The organism is Bacillus sp. BS3(2021), assembly GCF_021043345.1.
Taxonomy (GTDB): domain Bacteria; phylum Bacillota; class Bacilli; order Bacillales; family Bacillaceae; genus Bacillus; species Bacillus paralicheniformis.
The window spans coordinates 1-22,069 of record NZ_JAJNDM010000005.1 but is presented as its reverse complement, the minus strand read 5'-3'; the positions used below and the strand labels follow the sequence as shown (position 1 = coordinate 22,069).

The window sequence follows — 22,069 nt, the reverse complement described above, 5'->3', positions numbered from 1 at the left end:
AGTGTTATGAGACAACGTCTATCATATCAAATGAAAACCGTTTAAAACAGTAGATTTTTGGGAATTAAAGCTGATGAGGAGGAGATCGAATGGGATATTTGCCGCCTGTCCATCATGATCAATATACACAGTACGCCAATCGCAGCATCAGCCAAAAATCGAACTATGCGCATATACAAAAAACCGCCAATATCCCAAGCGAACGCGCCTACCGCGAAGTCGAAAAAAGAGAGGAAAACCAGACTGCGGCTTTTAGGCAGGTCTTGGAAAAGAAGCGAAAAAAAACGCTGAACCGCCGTGTTGCGGAAAAGGCGGAAAGCGGATGCTACGTTAACGAGTCCGTTTGAAAGATGAAACAAACCCCGGCTTTTATACCGGGGTTTTCGTTATTTTTTGCGCAGTTTTTTGAGTCCGAAATACAGAATAATCATAGCGGCCGCTCCGATCATAATCGGAGTCGTGTACGTTCTCGCCACATTTTCAACATGGTCCCACCGGCTGCCGAGCTGTATGCCGAGGTAGACGAATAATATCGACCACGGTATGATGGCCAGCACGGTCAGACCCGTGAATTTTAAAATCGGCATTTTCGCAATTCCTGCCGGAATGGAGATGGCGTGCCTGACCACGGGAATGAAGCGGGCGGAAAAGACAACGCCTCCGCCGTATTTCTCAAACCATTTTTCGGCCGTTTGAATGTGATGCTTTTGGATCAATAAGTACTTTCCGTATTTGTATAAAAACGGCCTTCCGCCGTAATAGCCGATCCAGTATAAAAACAATTGAGCAATCGTTCCCCCGATGACGCCGGCGATCACGGCCCCTGTCATCGTAATGGAGCCGCTTGACACCAAGTATCCGCCGTAGGCCAGTACGATTTCACTCGGGATGATTTCGATCATTAAACCGATTGCAATGCCGAAATAGCCAAGATCGGTCAGCCACATTAAAATATCATTCACTATGCTTCCCATTTTCGTTTTTTCTCCCTGCTTTTGATTTCATCAGCCGAACGTTGGAGCAGCCGCCGGGATGTTTCCCTGCCGCCCGCGCGGGAAACAAGCGAATCTCAAAAACCGTCCGGATGCGCCCTGTGCCATTGCCACGCGCTTTGAATGATGGTTTGTAAATCGCTGTATTGCGGCTTCCATCCGGTATCTTCCATCAGTGTCCGGCTGTCCGCCACAAGCACTGGCGGATCCCCCGCTCTGCGCTCGTCCGTTTTTGCTGCAATGCTTCGCTCTGTCATGTTTTCCGCGGTTTCAATGATTTCTTTTACGGAATGTCCGGCTCCTGTCCCTACATTATAAACATTTTGCTTCAGTCTGTCTTCATATAACCTGTCAAGAGCCGCCAGGTGGGCGGAAGCCAGATCGAGGACGTGAATATAATCCCTGATGCATGTTCCGTCCGGCGTCGGGTAATCATCTCCGAAAATGGACAGCTGCTTTCGCTGTCCCAAAGCCGTCTGCAGGACGAGGGGAATGAGATGGCTTTCAGGATCGTGATCCTCGCCGATCGCTCCGTTTAAAGCGGCGCCGGCCGCGTTGAAGTAGCGGAGGGCTGCCCATTTGACACCGTGCGTTTTCCCGACCCAGTGCAAGTATTTTTCGATCATCAGCTTCGATTCCCCGTAAGGATTGACAGGGGAGAGGGGGGCTGTCTCTTTGATCGGGACGTTCTCCGGGATGCCATATACGGCGGCGGTCGACGAAAAGACGATGTTTTTGACGCCTTCCTTGATGACCGTTTCGAAGAATGCACAAGACTTGAGCGTGTTTTCCCTAAAGTAGAGCTCAGGCTTTTCGATCGATTCGGACACAAGGCTTTTGGCGGCGAAATGGATGACAGCATCGACATCATGATGTTTGATGACGGCTTTGACAAGTGCCGTATCACCGATATCGCCTTCGTAAAAGCTGATCCCGCTGACGGCTTCCCTGTGTCCGGTAGATAAATTGTCAAGCACGACGACGGAGCGGTTTTGCTTTGTTAATTCGAGTACGGTATGGCTGCCGATGTATCCGGCTCCCCCTGTAACGAGTACGGATGTCATTGCCATGCTCCTTTCTGCGCCTCTTTTTTTAGGACGCTTTCCAGGTAGGCGAGCAGTTTTGGCCGCATCTCGTCCCGCATAAGAGCGATTTCCGTACTCGCTTTAAAACTGCCCAGCTTGTCGCCGATATCAAAGCGGCTTCCTTCCAATTTGCGCGCATACATGCTTTGTTCCCGGCAGATTTCCCTTAGTGCGTCAGTCAGCTGAATTTCATTTCCCGCACCGCGCTTCGTTTGTTCGAGCACAGGGAAAATCGAAGGCCTCAGCACATAGCGGCCCATAACCGCGATATTTGAAGGGGCTTCTTTGACAGACGGCTTTTCCACAAGATCGTCAATTTGATATACTTTGTTCTTTTGCGCGGACGTCTGAATAATGCCGTATTTGCTCACGTCCGCCGGATCGACTGGCTGAACGCCGATTACTTCTGTCTGATATTCTTCAAATACTTCGAGCAGCTGCCGAAGCGCCGGCGTTTCTGACACCATGATGTCGTCGCCGAGAAGGACGGCAAACGGCTCATCACCGATGAAATGCTTGGCCGATAACACCGCATGTCCGAGACCGAGGGGCTCCTTTTGCCGGATATAATGAATATTCGCCATATCGGCGATGTCGCGTATCTCTTTTAACACATCATTTTTTCCTTTGGCGAACAGATTTTGCTCCAGTTCGATAGAGCGGTCAAAATGGTCTTCAATCGAACGCTTATTTCTTCCTGTAATGATAAGGATGTCTTCTATTCCTGATTGAACAGCTTCTTCCACGATATATTGTATAGCCGGTTTATCGACAATCGGCAGCATTTCTTTCGGCTGCGCTTTTGTTGCCGGCAAAAACCTTGTACCCAAACCGGCTGCTGGGATGACTGCTTTTTTTACTTTCATGGTTATTCACTCCTGGTCTTTTTTATGAATCTGTTCCGGGTTCTTGAAACACCCAAAGCCTGTTTCCGATAAAGTTGATCGCCATTCCTGCGACTGTTGCGGATATTTTGCTGACAAAAAGGGAAAGGCCGGCTTTTTGAAAAATATACAGAAGGACAAATGTAGCGCCCGCTGCTGCAAGATTGATTATGATAAACCGGACGATTTCCGCGCCATGCGCTTTTTCCTTTACTTGAAACGTCCATGTCCGATTCCAGATATAGCTGTTTGCTACGCCTGCCGAATAGGAAAACAGCTGTGCGGCCAGATAGGGTACGCGGAGGGACGTAAGGATGAAAAACACGGCGAAATCAACGAGTGTGTTTCCGGCTCCGACTATCCCGAAACGGGCGAGTGTGGTGATGTTTTTTTTGTTCATAACGGCATTCGGCTGTTTACCTCCCGTCTATTTTGTGTAGGGCTTCGTAAAAGCTTAGAAACAACTTTAATAGACAATGTTGAATAAACGATAAACAAAAGATGAACAAACTATGAAATGTTTTCTGGAGGAAAAGAAAAAACCGTTCCGCTTAAAAAGCGGAACGGTTACTTTTTCACCATTTTGACATGGGGGATATTCGCATCTAAAAATTCTTCAGACACGACTTTATAGCCGTGTTTTTCGTAAAAGGGAACAGCCTGTGTCTGCGCGTTCAGCATGAATTGAACCGCGCCTTGCTTGGCGGCTTCCTCTTCAAGCGCCTGAATGATCAGGTTGCCGATGCCGAGGGAGCGGTGGCTTTTCAGTACACAGATTCGTTCAAGTTTGCCATAGCCGTCGACAAGCCGTAGCCGGCCAGCGCCGATCGGCTCTTTTCCGTCATAGATGACGAGATGTGAAGATTCCTGATCGAGATGATCCATTTCTTCTTCCGGTGATACGTGCTGCTCCTTGATAAAGACTTCCTTTCTAACAAAGAAGGCGTCTTCAAGCTGTTGTTGATTCTTCACAATGACGGCTTCCACTGGCTTTCTTCACGCTCCTAAAATAAAAGTTTCATAGACGGTCCATGATCCGTTGTCCAATTGGTAAAGCAGATGAAAGCGGTCGATGACTTCTTCGTGGGACGCGTCTCTCATTTTCAGCGTGCCGAGGACGTCAGAATGCTCATCATCTGACAGCTTTTGTGCGACTGTGACATGGGGAACAAACGCATATTCGGGTTTGTCTTCCAAAACGCCGCTGTACATTTTTTCATGAAGCTGCGTCAATTCTTCTGTCGGTTCGGCTTTCATGTAGATGACATTATTGACAGGGGCAAAGGAACTGAATTTTGTAATCTTCAGCGTGACCGGTTTCAGCTCTTTTGAAAGTTCCCTCAGGTGTCCTACGACGCTCGCGATCTCGTCTTCGGACACTTCAAAAGGTGTTCTTAATGTAAGGTGGGGCGGAATTAAAGCGTAATTCGGGTCATAGCGTTTTCGGTAGGAATTTGCAATGTCCTGAAGTTTTTTTGATGGAAATAGCACAATACCGTATTTCATTTTGTTCCCTCCTTAAACAATTGATATGGTTTAGTATATCAAAGATGGGCCGATATACAGAGAGCTACAGCATTTTTTTTAAAGCGGGGGTGATGAGCGGCTGCCAGTATGTCCACTTGTGATCCCCGTCGAAAGCTTTGAAATCGTAGTTTGTCTGCTTTTCTTCAAGCAATTCTTTTAATTGCTCATTTGGACCGGTGAAATCCAAAATTTGATCATCAGTCGTTTTGACGGCGGTTTCTTTCTCTCCGATTTGGTGGCAAATTGAAATAAGCTGCAGGGAATCGGACTGTTTCACTTTATCGAGAACATGGCGGTCGACATAAGGTGACTGCATAATGACGTTTCCGAACATATTCGGATAGTCAAGCGCCGTCATGAGGGAAACCGTTCCTCCGAGCGAGTCTCCGATCAGCGTCCTGCCTGATCCGACTTGGTATGTCGGGTACTCACTGTCGGCGAAAGGGACGAGTTCATTTGCCAAAAAACGTTTATACGCTTCGAATTTTGACCCTTCCGGATGGTATGTAAGCCTTCTTTCCTGTACGCTTTTGTACGGAATGCCGATGATGATGCTTCTTTCGATTTCGCCGTTCGCCAGCAGTTCTTCCACCTGTCTGCTGATGCGCCCGAGGCGGAAATAGTCATGTCCATCCTGTGCGATGATCACATGATATTTGTAAAGCGGCGAGAAGGATGACGGCAAATAGACGAGAAGCTCCATTTCCTCGCCGAGCTCTTCCGAAAAAAGCTTCTTCTCCTGAATGACTCCTGTTTTCATAGCCAAGATGAATTCCTCCAGAAATAATGTTTGTGAACGTTTCCATTCATTTTAACACGAAATTCTCTTGTGAAAGAAGCGAAAAGGGCTGCCGAACTGTTCGGCAGCCGTGATTTTTTATGTCCGTTTTTTTTCGTACCAGGGCGTTGACGGTCTATCCGGAGGGTATCCGCAGCGTTCGCGGTACATTTTTCTTTCCACTGTGAAATCCCACCAGCTTTTAGCGCTTTCGGGATCGTTGGCGTAATGGACGATGCATCGCAGCGCATCTTCTGCACAAGGATCTTCCCAGTAGCCTTTCAGTTTTTCGAGGCGGATGATCAAATCCGCACCTGATTCATGCTTGATGTCGCCAAGGGAATAGTAGCCCAGGTCAACGGCGCACTGCGCCATTTTCGGCCCGATGGAAGGAGCGGTTTGAAACTGGGCGAGCGCCTTGATGTATGCGGCGCGCTCCAAAGACGAACCGAGCGTATGTGCAAGGACGGACAGATCCATATATGCCGTGTTTTTTATTTTTACCTTGGCTGTCCTTAAGTTTGACCGTTCTTTTTTTGTCAGAGGCAGCTTCATATGAACACCTTTTAAAGATACAGATCGAACATGTTGACGTCATAGCCGAGCTGTTTTAAATAATTAAACAGCTGGGCCCTGTGATGGAAGACGTGGGTGAGCGTTTCCGTCAGCCAGCGGCTTTGGGTCATCCCTTCATCAAGGTAAAACGGTGTTGTTTTCTTTGTTAACAATGCTTCATCTGAAATGGAGATGAAATAGGTTTTCAATTGTTCAAAGCCTGTTTTCATAGCTTGTGTCATGTCATCCGCAGATTGGAAGTCCCCATAGCGGTTTTCAATGACTGCGATATCGCTTTGCTTTTTTTCCTGCATAATACGCAAGGTCTGTTTCCGGTATGGCGGCGAGGTGGCAAGCGAGCTCTTTCAGACTGCGCATATTGTCGGCGGGGCGGTAGGACCAGTCAGATTCCTTCACCTTTTCGAAAAGAAGGCATGTCGATCGAATCCCTGTTTCCATTTCGTGCAAGAGAACATCTCGCATTGTGTGAACAGCATTCATCAGCGTCACCCTTTCTATGTGAATATACCTCGATCTTACCACGCAATCCTAACAGCTTTTGTCACGTTTCGAAAAAATCAGCCTGTCTTTTTTTGTATAGGTTCTATTATTGCAGCTCCAGCACCTGTATTTCCATAAAAAGGTCTGCAAATAAAATATAACCGGTTTTTTCACCCACCTGTGTCAATTCAGTACACAATTGAACAAATTTTAGACCTCTGAACTAATTGAGAAAAACGGAAAGGACAGAAGTATTCACTCATGTTTTTCCGCCATTTGCACGAAGATGTTGATAGTCTTGATGCAGCGAGCTGTTTTCTAACAGTTGGAATGGATTTTAGTAGAGGTAATTGACTGATATCCCAATAATTATAATTTCTTTATAAACGAGGGGACAATTACTCCCTTTTGGTGATCAACAGTTATAATCACTCAACCAAGATTCATCATTTCAGTTTCTCTATATTTATAGTCAACTAAAGCATTAATAAGTTTCTGATTTCTCAATTCCGTCAACATAGCTGTAAGAAGGAATTTTTATTACAGCATTCTTATTCATTGGTCATAGTTGAGGAGAACAGTTTTATATCAACAATTATATCCTCAAGCTCTTTAAATTTTACTCGAGTTAAGAAATATTTTCACCTTACAAGCTGATTATTGTTAAAATGTGTCAGTTCTAGTATTTTATTGATGAATTGCAGTCCTTCTTGTTGGTGTGAAATCATTATTAATATATTGCAAAGATTATATTTTTGCAGTAATTCATATATAAGATCTCTTATCTCAATATGCAAATTTGAAGTTGCTTCATCTAGTATGATAATGTCTCTTTTTTTTAGTATTGCTCTTATGAATGCAATTAATTGTGCTTGTCCGCCAGACACACTTGATCCATCTTGGATGATTTCGGTATCCAATCCTTTATCAAATCTGTTTAACTGTTCTATTAAATGATAATTATTGAGCAATTCGATTACATCATCTTTCGTTTTTCCTTCCTGACCATATAAAATATTTTCTAAAACAGTTCCTTTAAATAGAAAGACATTCTGTGATACGATTCCAATTCTATCCCTAATACTTTTCTTATCAATTAAAGTGTAGTCAATATTGTTAATTAAAATCCTTCCGTTTTCAGGAGGGTAGAGCCCTGTTAACAATTTAATAAATGTAGACTTTCCTGCTCCATTTATTCCATCAATCAATAATTTATCTCCGTTTTCAATTCTGACGTCTAAGTGATTAAATATTAAGTCGCTATTTTTTTCATATTTGAAACTAACATCTTGAAATTCTATTGAGACAATAGGCTCCATTAGTTTTTGCACTGTTTGTTTATTTTCACTATTTAAATCTAAAAACTCTTTAATTCTCTTGATGCTTATACATACAGGCTTTAATGTTATATCTAAGCTCCCTATTGATTGAGTAGTTGCCAGAAGTTTAGCCATATATAAAGAAAATGAGGTATAGACCCCTATCGTCAATTGATTCTGTAAAATTAATATTCCTGAGAACAACAAAACTAACACTGTTATTAGATTATTCGTCAAAATAATATTTTGCATAAAAAATATAAAATGTAAACTTTGTTTTAAAGAACTTTTTACCACATTTTTTAATTTGCCGGTCAATTTCTTTACATGAATATTTTTTCCGTTTAACAATTTTATGTCTTCTATCCCATTTAATGTTTCATAAACCTCTCCACTTAAAGCTGCTGATGTTTCGAAAACTCTAGTTGTACTTTTGGATATTATTCGTGATGAATATTTGGATATAAAAAAATATATTGGAAGAATACTTAGAATAACAAAGGAAAGTTTCACACTTAAATTAAACATGATAAATAAAGAAAAGAAAAAATCAGTGACACCAGAAAAAGTCCTTAACAGATTGGGCGAAAATAAAGTGCTGATATTTCCTGATTCGGAAATTCTGCCGAGAATATACCCCTTTTCTTTTTTATTAATGTAAAATAAAGGTGCATCAATAATATTGCTTATCATCGATAATCTAATTTCGTTTACAACACTCTGTTGAACTTGAATAAATAAGTATTCATATATTATTGAAGCTATGTAATGAATAAAATAAATTATGATCAGCAAAAAAATAGTTTTAAGTAATTCATGATAATTTTTATTCAATAATATTACCTTATCAATTATATAACCTATAATATAAGGTATAGGAGTGGTAAGCAAAGAACTGATAATCATTCCAATAATTCCGAAAATAAGAGGTGTTTTCGATTTTTTTAAGTAAGGAATCAGAGTTAATAGCTCAATGTACTTGACATTATATTCATCATTTCTCTTTGATTTCATCTTCACCTTCTTTTACCCCCTTTCTCTTACAAAAAATGCTCTCGGGAGAAAAGTTATTTTCTTCCACAATTTTTCCCCCGTATATTCAGATTAACTTTCCTAAAATATAATATCGCTTTCAATTTCTAAAACCGATCGTAAAGGGTTAATTTTGGCTAATTAATAACGGTTTTTTTATTATTTCTGGAACACGTTTTTTGAACCATGCACACTTGTCTCCTATTTCTTGTGCTTTTAAAAAACTTCTTAAGAAACAAGTACTGCAAAACTGTTTGTGTTCACAATCTTTACATTCTTCTGAATCCATTTGAGGTGCTTGTAGATTAAAAAATGCATTAATGTAATTGATTTTTTCATCATAAATCTTTCTTATTTTTTTTTCGAATACATTCCCTATTCTGTTATCTAAATCATCTAAACTATGCATTGTGCAAATTTTTATATCACCGGTAGGGGATATGACAACGTGAGAAGTTATCGCCCCACAATTTCGAATTTCTGAGCGAACGCCCTGATAAAGGGTCAAAAATTTAGGGTATTTATTATTTATTTTTAGTAGTGCTTCTCCATATGTCTTAAGATCGTCTTCATTTAGATATAAATCACTGCAACCCTGCGCTCTTCCAATAGGGACTACTGGTGAAACTCCAAAGCTCCTTATACCCAAACTATGCACCCATTCAGCAATGTCCTCCACTTCATGGACATTTAAGTGGGTAACTATTGTTGCAATTCTCAAGCGTACTTTATTTTCCGCTAATTTCTTTATATTATTTTGTATTTTAGCAAGTGTTTTTGGAACTTTGAAAAACCATGTTAAATAGTTATTGTCCAAACTATGCATATCAACTTGTACGAATATCCTGGATTTGTTTCTTATAATGATATCCATTACTTTATTTGAAAGAGCTATACCATTAGTTAATAAAGATATTTGAGCAAATTCTAATTTAAGAGCATATAACAATATTTCTTTAAGATTAGGGTGTACAGTTATATCACCGCCTGTAAGTTCTATTAATTGAACACCTATTTCTTTTAAATCGTTTAATAATGATTTTGCTTGATCCAGACTCATGACCGCTGATTTTACTTCTCCAAAATCTCCGTAGCAATGTCTGCATCTTACATTACATCTGTTTGTAATTTCGATAGAGGCAACTTTAGGATAGATAGTTTTTTCTTCTATTAGATTAACAGGATTTTTTTTAGGCTGCTCTAGAGTGTCTATATTTAAATTATATACTTTTGATACATTTTCAAAAAAACTTGTCAATTTTTTTTTAACACTTAAAGGATTTTCATTATATTTTGAAGATAATAAAGATACGATCTCATTATATGTTTTTGTGCCATCTATTGATTGAATGATTTCGAGAGCCGTTTGATTTATTGTAAAGGTATTCTCATTCTTGAGGGTAGGCGCGGTTTCAGTTTGATTCCTTTTAACCACCAGCATTGCTTCGTAGTTGTTAGCGAATTTTCTTATTAGTAGCTTCTCTTTCCAAACTAAATAACCTCTCAATTCAATCATCTCCTATGCTTCAAGGGTAGTTCCTTTTATGTACTACCTTTAATTGAATGATAGGACTTATTCTAAAAAAACAATCGTTATAGAATAAGTCCTAAGGTTCCAAACGTGTTGATAGTAATTGGCAATCAAGCATTAACTTGCGGTATTAGCTCCAGTGGCAGCAGTTAAAAGATTTAGGAGCTCTACAGAACATCCTGCACAAACCAAACAGCTCCAACAAGTCCAATCTCTAGGTTGTACTACTGGTTTATCCATAAATAACACCTCCTTATATTTTATGTGGTTCACTTAAATTATAACTCTTGCACTAATTCAAAAATGAGGAAATTGTTACTGTTCTGTGTTGAAAATTTTAACTTTTTTTGTCTTATTTTATCAAATGATTATATTGTCTTGTTAAATATTATAACCTGCTTTTGAAGGTGGTTAGGTTCGAAAGAGCTTCTTGATAATCTGATGATATTGCTGTATAATTCTAGGTGTGTATAGTGTGTATGGTGTGTATCTTATTATATAACAATTTAAGATAATGAGGTTGTTTAATGAAAATAATTTTAAGTAATGTATCAGATCAACCTTTATATCAGCAGATCAAGGAGCAGATTAAAGCTTCTATCTTCAACAATGAATTGAAAGAAGGAGAACAACTGCCCTCTATCCGGTCCTTGGCAAATGATCTGCATGTTAGTGTCCTAACAACGAAAAGAGTCTATGCCGAACTTGAAGCCGAAGGATTTATTACAACGAGAGTAGGTAAAGGTTCATATGTGGCATCTGGAAATTCAGAGATGTTAATGGAATCGAAGCATCGCATGGTGGAAGTCAAATTAATAGAAGTTTGCAGAATGGCCTTAGAATTAGGAATGTCCAAAAATGACCTTCATTCAATTCTGGATTTAATTTTAGAGGAGGAAGATCAAAAATGAACTCTATTCTAGAAGTGAAAAATTTGAATAAAGCATATGATAATTTCTCTTTAAATGATGTAAGCTTTTCGCTTAATAAAGGATGTATTACAGGGTTCATTGGTATTAATGGTTCTGGAAAAACGACTACAATCAAAGCAATACTGGGTCTTATTTTAAAGGATTCCGGAGAAATTCATTTTTTAGGTGAGGATATGGATACCAATGAGAGAAAGTCGAAAAATAAAATCGGTATCGTCTTAGATGAAGGCTATTTCTATGAAGAATTAACCATGAAAGAAATGAAAAATGTAATTGCACCTTGTTATACAGAATGGGATGAGACTGTTTTTTTATCTTACATAGAGCGATTCAATTTAAATTTAAACCAAAAGATTTCCACTCTGTCGAAAGGTATGCGGATGAAGTATGCAGTTGCTTTAGCGCTCTCTCATCATGCTGATTTATTGATCATGGATGAGCCAACAAGCGGTTTAGATCCGTTGATTCGAAGTGAACTAATGGAGATTCTTCTTGATTTTATGAAAGAACCAGGTAAAAGTGTCTTTTTTTCAACTCATATCACTTCCGATCTGGACAAAGTTGCTGACATGATTATCTTAATTGATAATGGAAGAATTCTAGTGAATGAAGATAAAGATGGACTATTAGATACACATGCCTTAGTGAAAGGAGACAATCACTTTATTAATGCAAAAACAAAAAAACTCTTTTTATCTTTGCATCAATCACAGTACGGATTTAAGGGAATTACAAATAGAAAAGAGGACATAAAAAGACTCATACCTGGTGTTGTGATGGAAAGACCAACGATTGAGGATATTATGCTTACTTATATCGGAGGGGATCATAATGTTAATTAATCTGGTCATAAAAGATTTTATGTTAATTAAAAAATATTTGTTGATTTTATTAGCTTTTACGGCTATTGCTCCCATTTATCTTTCTTCCCAACTACATCTTAGCGACGGTGGTCTGGCGAGCTTTCTATTAACAGTACTTCTTGTAGAATATATTTTGTTTGGTACATTAGCCAAATCTGAAGATAAATATAATGGGGCAGCACTTCTTTGCGCAACTCCGTATACACGAAAAGCATTTGTAAAAGCAAAATATCTTTTTGTTTTTGTTATTTTTATGTTTATCGTTGTAATCCGTATTATTACATCGGTTATTGTCCCCCTAAGTATAGAAAAGTTAAGTGTTAATGCTTTGGGAGTAACGTTTTTAACGCTAAGCATCATATTTGGAGTGTTATTTCCGCTTCAATTTAAATATGGATATGATAAAACAAGAATTATTTCATTTATTATTATTTTTTTAATCCCTTTTGTTTCGCCAGTTCTGATAAGGGAGATACAGTCAAATCCAATCAGTTTTACAATCACGCTCCCATTTCCTGCGATGATTCAAGCTTGGCTTCCTTGCTTGGTTTCACTAATCATTGGTTTCATTTCAATGAGTATATCTCTAAAGATATATGCAAAAAAAGATTTGTAAAAATAGCTAAGTTGTATCCAATTTCCGTTAGGCTTCCATAATGATGGGTCCCAGTAAAACGGAAGAAAATCATGCTAAGGGTCCTTGAATCAGTTTAATCTCAAGTTAAGTTGTGGTGTTATGAAATAGATCATTTTGATAAATCGTTTGCATCATCTTGATTCTTTTTGAAAACTTGGTTCTGCTTATTTTTAGTTAGGGTGTCACTATCTAAGTCTTTCTGTGACGTTTAGGCCACAATCCGGCTTTCCTCACAGTCGATCAAACAACATTTGGACTCTTCTGTTTTCTGGATTGAAATTACCTTGTTTTGATCATACCGTGATAAAAGCGATTCGAAGATAAAAAATGACCCTTGAAAAATGTCTTGACTTAGGTTAAAGTAAAGAACAATCAGAAAATTGAAGAGATTCTTATCACGAGAGGTGGAGGGACTGGCCCTTTGAAACCTCAGCAACCGGTCTGCACTGACGATGTCAGTGTACCAAGGTGCTAAATCCAGCAAGCAGATGCTTGGAAGATAAGAAGAAGCGCATAATCCCCCTTCTTCTTATGAAGAAGGGGTTTTTTATTTTTAAAAGGATGGTGTCATATGACTGAACATGTACAAACAACGCTGGCGCAAATCGGCAACCGCAGTGATGAAATAACGGGAACTGTCAATCCTCCCGTTTATTTCTCTTCTGCGTACAGGCACAAAGGGATCGGGGAATCCACAGGGTTTGATTACATTCGCACAAAAAATCCGACAAGACAGCTTGTTGAAGATGCAATCGCGAAACTCGAAGGGGGAACGCGCGGCTTTGCGTTCAGTTCCGGTATGGCTGCCATTCAGACGATCATGGCTCTGTTTCAAAGCGGGGATGAGCTCATCGTTTCGTCCGATTTATATGGGGGAACGTACCGCCTTTTTGAAAACGAATGGAAGAAATACGGACTTCGCTTTTTCTACGACGATTTTTCAGACGAAGACTGTATCAAGTCGAAAATCACGAACAATACAAAGGCACTGTTTGTAGAAACGCCGACAAATCCGCTCATGCAGGAAGCTGATATTCAAAAAATCGCGCAAATCGCTAAAGAGCACGACTTGCTGCTCATTGTTGACAATACGTTCTATACACCGGTTCTGCAAAAGCCGATTGAGCTCGGCGCTGATCTTGTCATTCACAGCGCGACGAAGTATTTGGGCGGTCATAACGATCTTTTGGCGGGGCTTGTCGTTGCAAAAGGCGAAGAGCTGTCCGAGGAAATGTTCCAGCACCAAAACGCCATCGGCGCGGTTTTATCGCCGTTCGATTCATGGCTCTTAATGAGAGGGATGAAGACGCTCGCTCTCAGGATGAGACAGCATCAGGAAAACGCGCGGGAACTTGCGGCCTTTTTGGAAGAGCAGGAGGAAATTGCCGATGTTCTTTATCCGGGAAAAGGCGGCATGCTGTCATTCCGCGTTCAAAAAGAAGAATGGGTTAATCCGTTGCTGAAAAATCTCAAGACGATCTGTTTCGCCGAAAGCCTCGGCGGAGTCGAAAGCTTCATCACCTATCCGGCGACACAGACCCATATGGATATCCCGGAAGACATCCGAATTGCAAACGGCGTCTGCAACAGACTTCTGCGCTTTTCAGTCGGAATCGAACACGTCTCCGATTTAAAGCAGGATCTAAAAGCTGCGCTGGAAAAAGTAAAAGGGGAGGCGGTTCCGCATGAGTCATGAAAATTGGACGCTTGAAACAAGGCTTGTTCATAACCAAAATAAAACGGACGGAGCAACCGGAGCCGTCAGCGTGCCGATCCAGCACGCCTCAACCTTTCATCAAGGTTCTTTTGACAAATTCGGCGAATATGACTACAGCCGGTCAGGAACACCGACAAGAACGGCGCTTGAAGACACGATAGCCGAGCTTGAGGGAGGGACGAGGGGATTTGCTTTTTCATCCGGAATGGCCGCGATTTCCACCTCCTTTCTGCTTTTGTCAAAGGGCGATCACGTGCTTGTCACAAAAGATGTGTACGGCGGCACTTACCGGATGATTACGGAAGTGCTGAGCCGCTTCGGGATTGAACATACTTTCGTCGATATGACGGATTTAAATGAAATTGCTTTAAACATAAAGGAAAATACAAAAGTCATCTACCTTGAAACACCGTCAAATCCGACGCTCGGCATTACGGATATCAGAGGCGTCGTCAAGCTTGCCAAGGCGCACGGCTGTCTGACGCTTCTTGACAACACGTTTATGACCCCGGCGCTGCAGCGGCCGCTCGAGCTCGGCGTCGATGTTGTGCTACACAGCGCGACGAAGTTTTTAAGCGGACACAGCGACGTATTATCAGGACTTGCCGTTGTGAAAGACAAAAAGCTCGGGGAAGAACTTTATAAGCTGCAAAATTCGTTCGGCGCTGTTCTCGGCGTCCAAGACTGCTGGCTTGTGCTGAGAGGGCTGAAAACACTGCAGGTCCGGCTTGAAAAAGCATCTCGAACAGCTCAGCAGCTCGCTGAATTTTTTGAAAAGCATCCGGCCGTCAAACAAGTGTATTATCCGGGGCTGTCTTCGCATCCGGGTGCGTCAGTTCACAGGCACCAGTCATATGGCGCCGGCGCCGTCCTTTCGTTCGAGCTGGAGAATGCAGAAGCCGTGAAAAAGATTGTGGAACGCGTTTCTCTTCCGGTCTTTGCCGTCAGTCTCGGCGCTGTGGAGTCGATCCTTTCCTATCCGGCAAAAATGTCACACGCCGCTATGCCGAAAGAAGAGCGGGAAAAACGGGGGATTACCGACGGCCTTCTGCGGCTGAGCGTCGGTGTGGAACATGCCGATGATTTGCAGGCCGATTTTGCCCGTGCATTGGAAGCCGTATCCGGAGCGTTCGCCCGATCATAAAAGAAACCGCAGACTCTTCAGGGAATCTGCGGCTTTTTTTGCGTTTAAACCAGGGTAGAAAACCATGTGCCCAAGAGGGTGCCGACATAATTGCCGATCAGATATCCGAACGTCCCGACCAGCATAACCGGAGCGACGAGGCTCTGCCAGCCTTTGGCGATCGCCATCGCCGCCGCTGTTGTCGGACCGCCGACAGATGCGTTGCAGGCCAAGAGAATTTCCTCGAGCCGAAAACGCAACAGCTTTCCTGCGGCAAGCGTTACGAGCAGGTTGGACATGGCAACCACAAACACAAATGCCAAAAGGAGCGGTGCGTTCATGAGAATGATCCGCAAGTCTGCCGGAATGCCGATCACCACAAAGAATAAGTAAATCAAATAAGTCCCGATTTCCTGTGTGCCGCGCAGCCGTTCAAAATAGCGGGGAAAGGCGATCGTCAGCAAAATTGTCAGCGTCGTCAGCAGCAGGAACTGGTCACCCAAGATAAAGGCAAGAAACTGAAACCCGCCGTCAGAAGAAAAACGCTCTTTGAAAAAGGCCGCTGTTTTTACAGACACAGCAACGATCGCGAAGGCGGTTCCGATGTTTAAAGCAATGTCCTGCAAGGACATCTCTTTTCTTTTCCAATAGGCTTCCGCCTGATTTTTGCTGCCGGCCGTCTCTTCATGAACGCCAAAGCGCCTTTGAAACCATTTAAGCGCCGGTATCCCCATTAAAATGAAAAAAAGAAGAGCCATCATAAAATTATCCGCAACCACCGTCGATGATACATATTCACCGGGAGTTGAGAACTTCGCGGCCATCGCCGCAAAATTCACGCCTCCGCCGATATAAGAGGCACTGATCATCCCGCCGATTTGGTCAAGGTGCGGAATCTGCTGCTTAAACAGAAAAAAAGCAATCACGCTTCCGGCAGCAGTGCCAAGGGCGCTGATGCAAAAGATCATCAAAAGCCTGCCGCTTTCTTTCAGGATCTTCCGCACATTGATTTGAAAAAGCAGCAAAGGTATCGCAAGCGGAACAACATAGGACCACACCGCATCATAGACGGGCGACTCGGCCGGAAGAATCCCCGCATTCGTAAACAGCATTGATCCGCCCAGCGCCAGTACAGCCCCCGATACTGCCGCAGCCCAGCGATACCGCTGTTCCAAATAAATACTCACCGCCGCCCACACCGCAATAAACCCCCAAAGCATCCATGCATCATCCGCTGAAATGAGTGAAGAATTCATTATATTCCCCCTATTCTCATCCTATATTTTTAATTATCAGATAATTAAATAGTGTAAAACGGAATGTCCAATTGATCAATCACGAAAAAATAGTCACCATGTTGACAAAATTAACGAGAAAGAGTATTGTATATTCGTCAGCATGTTGACTATATTCAAAGGAGAGAACAAATGGATACCAACAGCTTAATCAACGAATTACATTTGATGCAGCAAAGCTATGCGACATTGTTTTCAGTTGTCAATAAGGTGCAAACCCGAGGTGACGAATACATGGAAATATTAACTTCGAGGCAACACATGGCACTCATCGCCATCGCGCATTTGCCGACTGAAACTGCCACGCTTACGAATATCTCCAAAAAGCTTGGCACAACCAAACAGACCGCCAACAAGCTGATGACAGGTCTGATCAAAAAAGGTTATGTTAAATCAGTGCCAAATCAAAAAGACAAACGCTCTATTAATATTGAAATGACCGCTGAAGGAAAGAAAGTGCTGGTGGATTGTTCCGAAAGGTCCGTCTATTTCTTGGCTGACTTGTTTCAGCAGTTTACTGCCGAAGAGGTTGCGACATTTTGGCGGCTGCTGCAAAAGCTTTACCGTTTTGACGGTGAAGAACAAGACGGTTTTGAGGAGAATGCAAACATTCAGCTTGGCGTAGGAAATTCATTAGATACAGAAAAGATTCTCGGAGAATTTGAGAAACGCCGCTACGGAGGAGAAAATGATGAAAAATAATCTTTATGTAAAAGCAACAACTTTTAAAATCAAAGGAAAGGAGAAGCTCTATCATGCAAAAGATAAATTCCTGCAGACAAAGGAAACCATTCGCCGCGGCACAAAATTAGACAGGACAGGACCCTTTTTCTCAAGCTGCATTGCTCTGATCATCATTGGATATTCCTGGGGGACAAAGGCGGAATGGCTCGTCTGGTTAGGGGCGGCAAGTCTTTTGAGCAACGTTTTATTGCTGTTTGCAACATTTTTTCGCCGAAATCAAAAATCGATTTGACATTCGTTTGTGCTGGGGCTAATGAGTCGCACCGTAGATCAATGAGTGACTTGCGAAAAGGATGTTGAAACTTATTAGAATTGTAGACTAGCGATTTCAAAGACAAGAAGCAGTCTTGTCTTTTTTTAGTTGAAACCTCTTATTTCCATATGCGTATAAAGAAAGGGAGGTGGAAAAGTGAAACAGAAAAAAAGAGAACAACTTGTTAACCTGTTTAGTGTGTTAAATGAAAAAAAGCAGATCAACGCGGCGGTATTAGTCGCTGAAGACGGAGACATTCTTTTTCAAGGCGCCTTCGGTTATGCAAACTTGGCAGATAAGCGTTTATTGCAGGAGGATTCCTTATTTGAATTAGCATCGCTATCCAAGCCGTTCACTGCTTTGGGCATCCTTCAATTAGCACAGCAAGGGGTATTGAATATTGAGGATCCCGTAGAACGGTGGATAACCGGATTTCCTTATCAGGGCATAACGATTCACGATTTGTTGACACATACGTCGGGTCTGCCCGATTATATGGAGTGGTTTTTACAACATTGGGATCATAACAAGATTGCTGTTAATCAAGATATCGTTGATATGCTGATGAATCATCAGCCGCAACGCTATTTTGCCCCGGGTGAAGGTTGGCTGTACAGCAATACGGGATATGTGCTGCTTGCGGTTATCATTGAAAAGGCATCCGGTCTGAGTTTTGCCGAATATATGAAAAAAAGTATTTTTGAACCGGTGGAAATGCGGAACTCAAGGGTGTATAACAGAAGGCTTCAACCTGAAACCATTGAGAACTATGCGTATGGATATGTGTATGACGTGCATACAGAACAGTACGTTCTGCCTGATGATGTTGAAGAAACAAAATATGTCTCCTATCTTGACGGGATTCAGGGGGACGGAACCGTAAACTCAACCATTCATGACTTATATTTGTTTGACCAGGCCTTATATACAGATTGTTTGATCAATCAAGTCTCAAAAGAGCTTGCTTTTACTCCCGCGTCTCTGAAAAACGGAGAGTCTGTAGATTACGGGTGTGGATGGGTGCTTCGGGACAGTCCTGAAACAGGGCGAATTGTCGGTCACAGCGGCGGCTGGCCAGGCTATTCAACCGTAATGATCCGATATATCGATCAACGAAAAACCTTCATTTATTTGAGCAATGTGGAACAGGATGATGAATATGAACAGGCCATCTTTGAAGCCGTTGAAAATATCCTGTTTGACAAGGCCTACAAAATCCCTGATCGCCCTGCCGATAAAAAGAAAAAAGAGATCGATCCGGCCATTTACAAAAGATATGTCGGAAGTTATTCACTTCAGGATGGCACCGCCGCTGATGTGACAGTTGATAAAGAACGGCTTTATATGCAAATCACCGGACAGATCCGTTTTGAATTATTTCCAGCCTCGGAAACGCGCTTTTTCCTCAGGTCATTGTCTGTTGAAGTGGAATTTATTTTGGAGGATGGTGTGGTCACCCGCTTGATTATTTATCAAAATGGCGCAGAGGAAGAAGCGGTGCGGATAGTGGAATCAAGCAGCAAGGTATGAACGTTGTTTGTCATGAAGAAAATTAATCGTTCGAAGTTGTGGGGATATCAGCCTGGCTGAATTTCTGATGCCATCTATAAGGAGGTTCATGAGGCTGAACAAATTTAATTTTATAAAAAATAGTCATCATGAGTTTTATGAGTTAAAAGAAAACGATCTAATAAAAGCGGAAGATAGACTTGGTTTCCGATTTCCTAAAGAACTCAGAGAATTTTATTTAGAAATTGGGTACGGGTTTATAAGAGGGAATAAAAGTGCAATAAACAGATTTTTAGATCCCGCTACTATCGCAGATATCACTTTAAGGGAAGATATTTACGAATTTGACCCTGATTTAGATGATATATATGAAGATGAAGACAGGCTTGTTTTTTATGAGGTAAATGAAGGTGTATATTTAACGCTTGATTTAAATGATACCGATAAGTCATCGGTATTCTTTTTTGATAAAAAAATAGCTGACTCTATAGAGGGATTTATCAAAAAAGTTGATCAAAATGATCGATACTTTGAAGATATGGAAGATTAAACATTTTTTTGGATGGAGTTCTTACAAAGCTGGACTGCTAAAACAACAGAAAAAACCGAGCAGAAAAATATCTGCTCGGTTTAAAAACTAATACCTCGGCCATCCTTTGGAATCCCAGTATAAATCATTAATCAGCAGCTTAGGCGCTCCATTGTCAAGCGCATCATAACCATGTCTGACGATGATGTTGCCGTTCACGATATCTGCGCCGCCTGGGCCCTTCCATTGGTTGTTTCCAGAGTCGAGGATGGTGCCTCCGCCTTCCGTCATTTTCTTGCCGCTTTTGTCATAGTAAGGTCCCGTAATTTTTGTTGAGCGGCCGTAAGCAATTTTATACGTGCTGTTCACACCTTGACAGCATTTATCGAACGAAACGAATAAATAATAGTAGCCGTTTTTATATGTGATAGACGGCGCTTCAACCGCTCCGCCATGGCTCGGCCTTGATGCGATCGAATAAACCTTCCCTGTAGGTTTCATCGTTTTTTTATCAAGCTTTGTCAGCTTGATGCCGCTCCAAAACGAGCCGAAGGACAGCCACGGATTTCCTTCTTTATCAATGACTAACTCAGGGTCGATCGCATTATAATTGTTCGAGGTCGTCGTCCGGGTGACAAGCCCGTCGTCGCGCCAATTTCCGGAAGAGATCCGGTCTGTTGAAGCCAGTCCGATCGCCGAAGTATTGGAGCCGAACGCGGATACCACATAATAAAGCCAATAGCGACCATTGTAATAGCTGATATCAGGCGCCCATTGGTTTTTTTCATGGTTTGGCACGAACTTTTTCCACCATGATAATGGAGTTGTAAAAATACTTGGCGCTGGGCTCCACGTTTTTCCGTCTGTCGATTTGATGACGCGGATTCCATTGCCGATACCAGTACCGAATGTATACCATGTATTTCCTTCTTTAATCATGGAAGGATCATGAATAACGTTGTCTCCTTTTGTATCCCAAAAAGCCGCTGATGTTGGCTCAGCTGCCGAGAAAATAAGCAGAAAAAATAAAATAAAACCAGAAATAATCGTCTTAGCCACAGTTGTTCTCCTTTCAAATCTCGATATCCTTTAACAATCGGTCCTCCCTTTGAGAAATATTTCCCAACAACACGCACTTTATTTTAGCAGGGGTTCGGTCTCTCTCAATCAGACAAAGGACTTGTTTTGTAGTCCTGAAATAAAGTGTAAAACCCAGAAAATATCCATATTTAAAAAACAATCAAACAAAAGTCATTTTTTCGTCTGAATGTTAACGAGTTGGAGGTGATTAATCCGACTTACTTTGGATTATTTTGGATATTGTGAATTATGAAAAAATAATGTGGTTGTTCAAAAGCATTGGAAGAAGAAGCACGGTTTACCCTCGAATATTTTCATTTATCCCGAGAGGTGAATGACACTATTAGTTGATTTAGTGGGTTGAAATTGGTAATATGAATTTGAAGATAGACTGTCAAAATCATAAAAAGACCACAGGTGCGTCATCAACGTATCGCTCAAACGTTCAGGTGTATTTTTTTAAAAGAAATGCATAAAATAAAAAAGACCCGACTGCGCCAACAGTCGAGTCGAGTGTACAAAGCGGCCCAACAAGGGCTTGGCTCAGTCATTTTAAATATAGACTTCCCTTTGAACTTTACCAGGGCTCAAGGGAAGTCTATTTTTCTTTCTTCGACAACACGGCAATTAACATGCCGAAAGCAATCATTAACGAGATTGTTTCGTATGCTGTCATAAGCATCACCCCTTTCATAGGGGATGAGCCAACTTCCCTTGAGTGAGCCCGAACTTTGTACAAAGAATATTTTACCATAACTCTTTCGATCAGCGACTGTTTTTTGTTGAATGAAGACATACAGAGTATGAGAGGTAAGAATGGAAAAAATCAAACGCAAAAACGGCAGGAACTCCGTTGAAAATCAACGTTTTCCTGCCGTTTCGATTCGGTATGATTCCGACTGGGCTCGAACCAGCGACCTCTACCCTGTAAAGGTAGGCGATAGCAATCCTATAAGTCAACGGTCAGTCAGTGGTATGTTAACGAAAAAAGACGCCTATTTTGGCGCCTCTATCTCGTCTTAAATCCGTTCACAAAGCTCTCTCCGTCCTTTTCTGTCGCAATAAGCTGCTGGGCGCTTTGGCTGATGCGCTGAGCGAGCGCCTCTTGCGCTTTTCCTTCAAAGCTGTAGAGAAGCGATGAATAGACGCTGTTCATTTCTTTTTGTATATCGTCTATCTTAAA

26 protein-coding genes and 1 riboswitch are annotated in these 22,069 nt (G+C 41.7%); of the genes, 10 read left to right on the top strand and 16 right to left on the bottom strand.

Translation table 11 applies throughout. From position 1 onward, the window contains the following. Window positions 1–89 precede the first annotated feature (89 nt). A complete protein-coding gene (locus tag LQ247_RS12165) occupies window positions 90–347 on the top strand; it encodes a hypothetical protein (RefSeq protein ID WP_231006114.1) in 258 nt (85 codons plus the stop codon). 39 nt (window positions 348–386) lie between these two features. Here LQ247_RS12165 and LQ247_RS12160 read toward each other — a convergent pair whose 3' ends face one another. From LQ247_RS12160 to LQ247_RS22320, 13 genes are all read right to left on the bottom strand, one after another. Then, complete coding sequence (locus LQ247_RS12160; protein ID WP_020450968.1) at window positions 387–974, bottom strand: DedA family protein; 588 nt, start codon at window positions 972–974, stop codon at window positions 387–389. A gap of 95 nt (window positions 975–1,069) precedes the next feature. Beyond that, the gene (galE, locus tag LQ247_RS12155; protein ID WP_145929663.1) at window positions 1,070–2,056 is read right to left on the bottom strand and encodes a UDP-glucose 4-epimerase GalE; all 987 of its coding nucleotides are present in this window, start codon (window positions 2,054–2,056) and stop codon (window positions 1,070–1,072) included. Next, window positions 2,053–2,949, bottom strand: coding sequence for a UTP--glucose-1-phosphate uridylyltransferase GalU (gene galU / locus LQ247_RS12150; protein ID WP_186440093.1), 897 nt, complete (start codon window positions 2,947–2,949; stop codon window positions 2,053–2,055). Before galU ends, galE begins: the two co-directional genes overlap by 4 nt. Before the next feature lie 16 nt (window positions 2,950–2,965). Beyond that, window positions 2,966–3,361: a GtrA family protein gene (locus tag LQ247_RS12145; protein WP_231006113.1), complete on the bottom strand. Its 396-nt coding sequence runs from the start codon at window positions 3,359–3,361 to the stop codon at window positions 2,966–2,968. A gap of 167 nt (window positions 3,362–3,528) precedes the next feature. After that, complete coding sequence (locus tag LQ247_RS12140; protein ID WP_003180726.1) at window positions 3,529–3,948, bottom strand: GNAT family N-acetyltransferase; 420 nt, start codon at window positions 3,946–3,948, stop codon at window positions 3,529–3,531. A gap of 9 nt (window positions 3,949–3,957) precedes the next feature. Further along, window positions 3,958–4,467, bottom strand: coding sequence for a YjcG family protein (locus tag LQ247_RS12135; protein WP_003180728.1), 510 nt, complete (start codon window positions 4,465–4,467; stop codon window positions 3,958–3,960). Window positions 4,468–4,531: 64 nt separating this feature from the next. Further along, entirely contained in the window at window positions 4,532–5,254 is a 723-nt protein-coding gene (locus tag LQ247_RS12130) for an esterase family protein (RefSeq protein ID WP_144497790.1), read from the bottom strand. 111 nt (window positions 5,255–5,365) lie between these two features. Continuing rightward, window positions 5,366–5,821 (bottom strand): helix-hairpin-helix domain-containing protein, encoded by a 456-nt coding sequence (locus tag LQ247_RS12125; protein ID WP_231006112.1) that lies wholly within the window; start codon window positions 5,819–5,821, stop codon window positions 5,366–5,368. An 11-nt stretch (window positions 5,822–5,832) separates the two neighbouring features. Further along, the gene (locus tag LQ247_RS22190) at window positions 5,833–6,135 is read right to left on the bottom strand and encodes a DinB family protein (protein WP_331000503.1); all 303 of its coding nucleotides are present in this window, start codon (window positions 6,133–6,135) and stop codon (window positions 5,833–5,835) included. Next, entirely contained in the window at window positions 6,098–6,322 is a 225-nt protein-coding gene (locus LQ247_RS22185) for a hypothetical protein (protein WP_331000502.1), read from the bottom strand. The genes LQ247_RS22190 and LQ247_RS22185 overlap by 38 nt, the downstream gene beginning before the upstream one ends. A gap of 641 nt (window positions 6,323–6,963) precedes the next feature. Next, window positions 6,964–8,655, bottom strand: coding sequence for an ABC transporter ATP-binding protein (locus tag LQ247_RS12115; protein ID WP_231006173.1), 1,692 nt, complete (start codon window positions 8,653–8,655; stop codon window positions 6,964–6,966). A 145-nt stretch (window positions 8,656–8,800) separates the two neighbouring features. Beyond that, a complete protein-coding gene (locus LQ247_RS12110) occupies window positions 8,801–10,189 on the bottom strand; it encodes a radical SAM/SPASM domain-containing protein (RefSeq protein ID WP_231006111.1) in 1,389 nt (462 codons plus the stop codon). A gap of 132 nt (window positions 10,190–10,321) precedes the next feature. Continuing rightward, window positions 10,322–10,444 carry a subclass IId bacteriocin thuricin17 gene (locus LQ247_RS22320; RefSeq protein ID WP_425332686.1) on the bottom strand — a complete coding sequence of 41 codons (123 nt, stop codon included), beginning with the start codon at window positions 10,442–10,444 and terminating at the stop codon, window positions 10,322–10,324. 287 nt (window positions 10,445–10,731) lie between these two features. Here LQ247_RS22320 and LQ247_RS12105 point away from each other — a divergent pair, with 287 nt between their 5' ends. From LQ247_RS12105 to metC, 5 genes are all read left to right on the top strand, one after another. Next, window positions 10,732–11,115 (top strand): GntR family transcriptional regulator, encoded by a 384-nt coding sequence (locus tag LQ247_RS12105; RefSeq protein ID WP_231006110.1) that lies wholly within the window; start codon window positions 10,732–10,734, stop codon window positions 11,113–11,115. Then, window positions 11,112–11,978 (top strand): ABC transporter ATP-binding protein, encoded by an 867-nt coding sequence (locus LQ247_RS12100; protein ID WP_231006109.1) that lies wholly within the window; start codon window positions 11,112–11,114, stop codon window positions 11,976–11,978. Before LQ247_RS12105 ends, LQ247_RS12100 begins: the two co-directional genes overlap by 4 nt. Further along, on the top strand, window positions 11,968–12,615 hold the full coding sequence (locus LQ247_RS12095) for an ABC-2 transporter permease (RefSeq protein ID WP_231006108.1): 648 nt from the start codon (window positions 11,968–11,970) through the stop codon (window positions 12,613–12,615). The genes LQ247_RS12100 and LQ247_RS12095 overlap by 11 nt, the downstream gene beginning before the upstream one ends. 410 nt (window positions 12,616–13,025) lie before the next feature. Continuing rightward, a riboswitch (SAM riboswitch) is annotated at window positions 13,026–13,142 on the top strand. Window positions 13,143–13,207: 65 nt separating this feature from the next. Next, window positions 13,208–14,332: a methionine biosynthesis PLP-dependent protein gene (locus LQ247_RS12090; protein ID WP_003180736.1), complete on the top strand. Its 1,125-nt coding sequence runs from the start codon at window positions 13,208–13,210 to the stop codon at window positions 14,330–14,332. Beyond that, complete coding sequence (gene metC, locus LQ247_RS12085) at window positions 14,322–15,497, top strand: cystathionine beta-lyase (protein ID WP_231006106.1); 1,176 nt, start codon at window positions 14,322–14,324, stop codon at window positions 15,495–15,497. The genes LQ247_RS12090 and metC overlap by 11 nt, the downstream gene beginning before the upstream one ends. Before the next feature lie 44 nt (window positions 15,498–15,541). On the opposite strand, the gene LQ247_RS12080 is transcribed toward metC, so the two are convergent. Next, on the bottom strand, window positions 15,542–16,732 hold the full coding sequence (locus LQ247_RS12080; RefSeq protein WP_146873581.1) for a DUF819 family protein: 1,191 nt from the start codon (window positions 16,730–16,732) through the stop codon (window positions 15,542–15,544). 171 nt (window positions 16,733–16,903) lie between these two features. Here LQ247_RS12080 and LQ247_RS12075 point away from each other — a divergent pair, with 171 nt between their 5' ends. From LQ247_RS12075 to LQ247_RS12060, 4 genes are all read left to right on the top strand, one after another. Beyond that, window positions 16,904–17,473: a MarR family winged helix-turn-helix transcriptional regulator gene (locus LQ247_RS12075; RefSeq protein WP_101560726.1), complete on the top strand. Its 570-nt coding sequence runs from the start codon at window positions 16,904–16,906 to the stop codon at window positions 17,471–17,473. After that, complete coding sequence (locus tag LQ247_RS12070; RefSeq protein ID WP_224066935.1) at window positions 17,460–17,747, top strand: hypothetical protein; 288 nt, start codon at window positions 17,460–17,462, stop codon at window positions 17,745–17,747. The genes LQ247_RS12075 and LQ247_RS12070 overlap by 14 nt, the downstream gene beginning before the upstream one ends. A gap of 177 nt (window positions 17,748–17,924) precedes the next feature. Then, window positions 17,925–19,298 (top strand): serine hydrolase, encoded by a 1,374-nt coding sequence (locus tag LQ247_RS12065; RefSeq protein ID WP_212930469.1) that lies wholly within the window; start codon window positions 17,925–17,927, stop codon window positions 19,296–19,298. A 94-nt stretch (window positions 19,299–19,392) separates the two neighbouring features. Beyond that, entirely contained in the window at window positions 19,393–19,827 is a 435-nt protein-coding gene (locus tag LQ247_RS12060; protein ID WP_035334158.1) for an SMI1/KNR4 family protein, read from the top strand. Window positions 19,828–19,914: 87 nt separating this feature from the next. On the opposite strand, the gene LQ247_RS12055 is transcribed toward LQ247_RS12060, so the two are convergent. Beyond that, entirely contained in the window at window positions 19,915–20,865 is a 951-nt protein-coding gene (locus LQ247_RS12055) for a glycoside hydrolase family 43 protein (RefSeq protein WP_376711830.1), read from the bottom strand. Window positions 20,866–21,484: 619 nt separating this feature from the next. Further along, window positions 21,485–21,562 carry a putative holin-like toxin gene (locus LQ247_RS12050; RefSeq protein WP_023856690.1) on the bottom strand — a complete coding sequence of 26 codons (78 nt, stop codon included), beginning with the start codon at window positions 21,560–21,562 and terminating at the stop codon, window positions 21,485–21,487. Window positions 21,563–22,069: the final 507 nt, after the last annotated feature.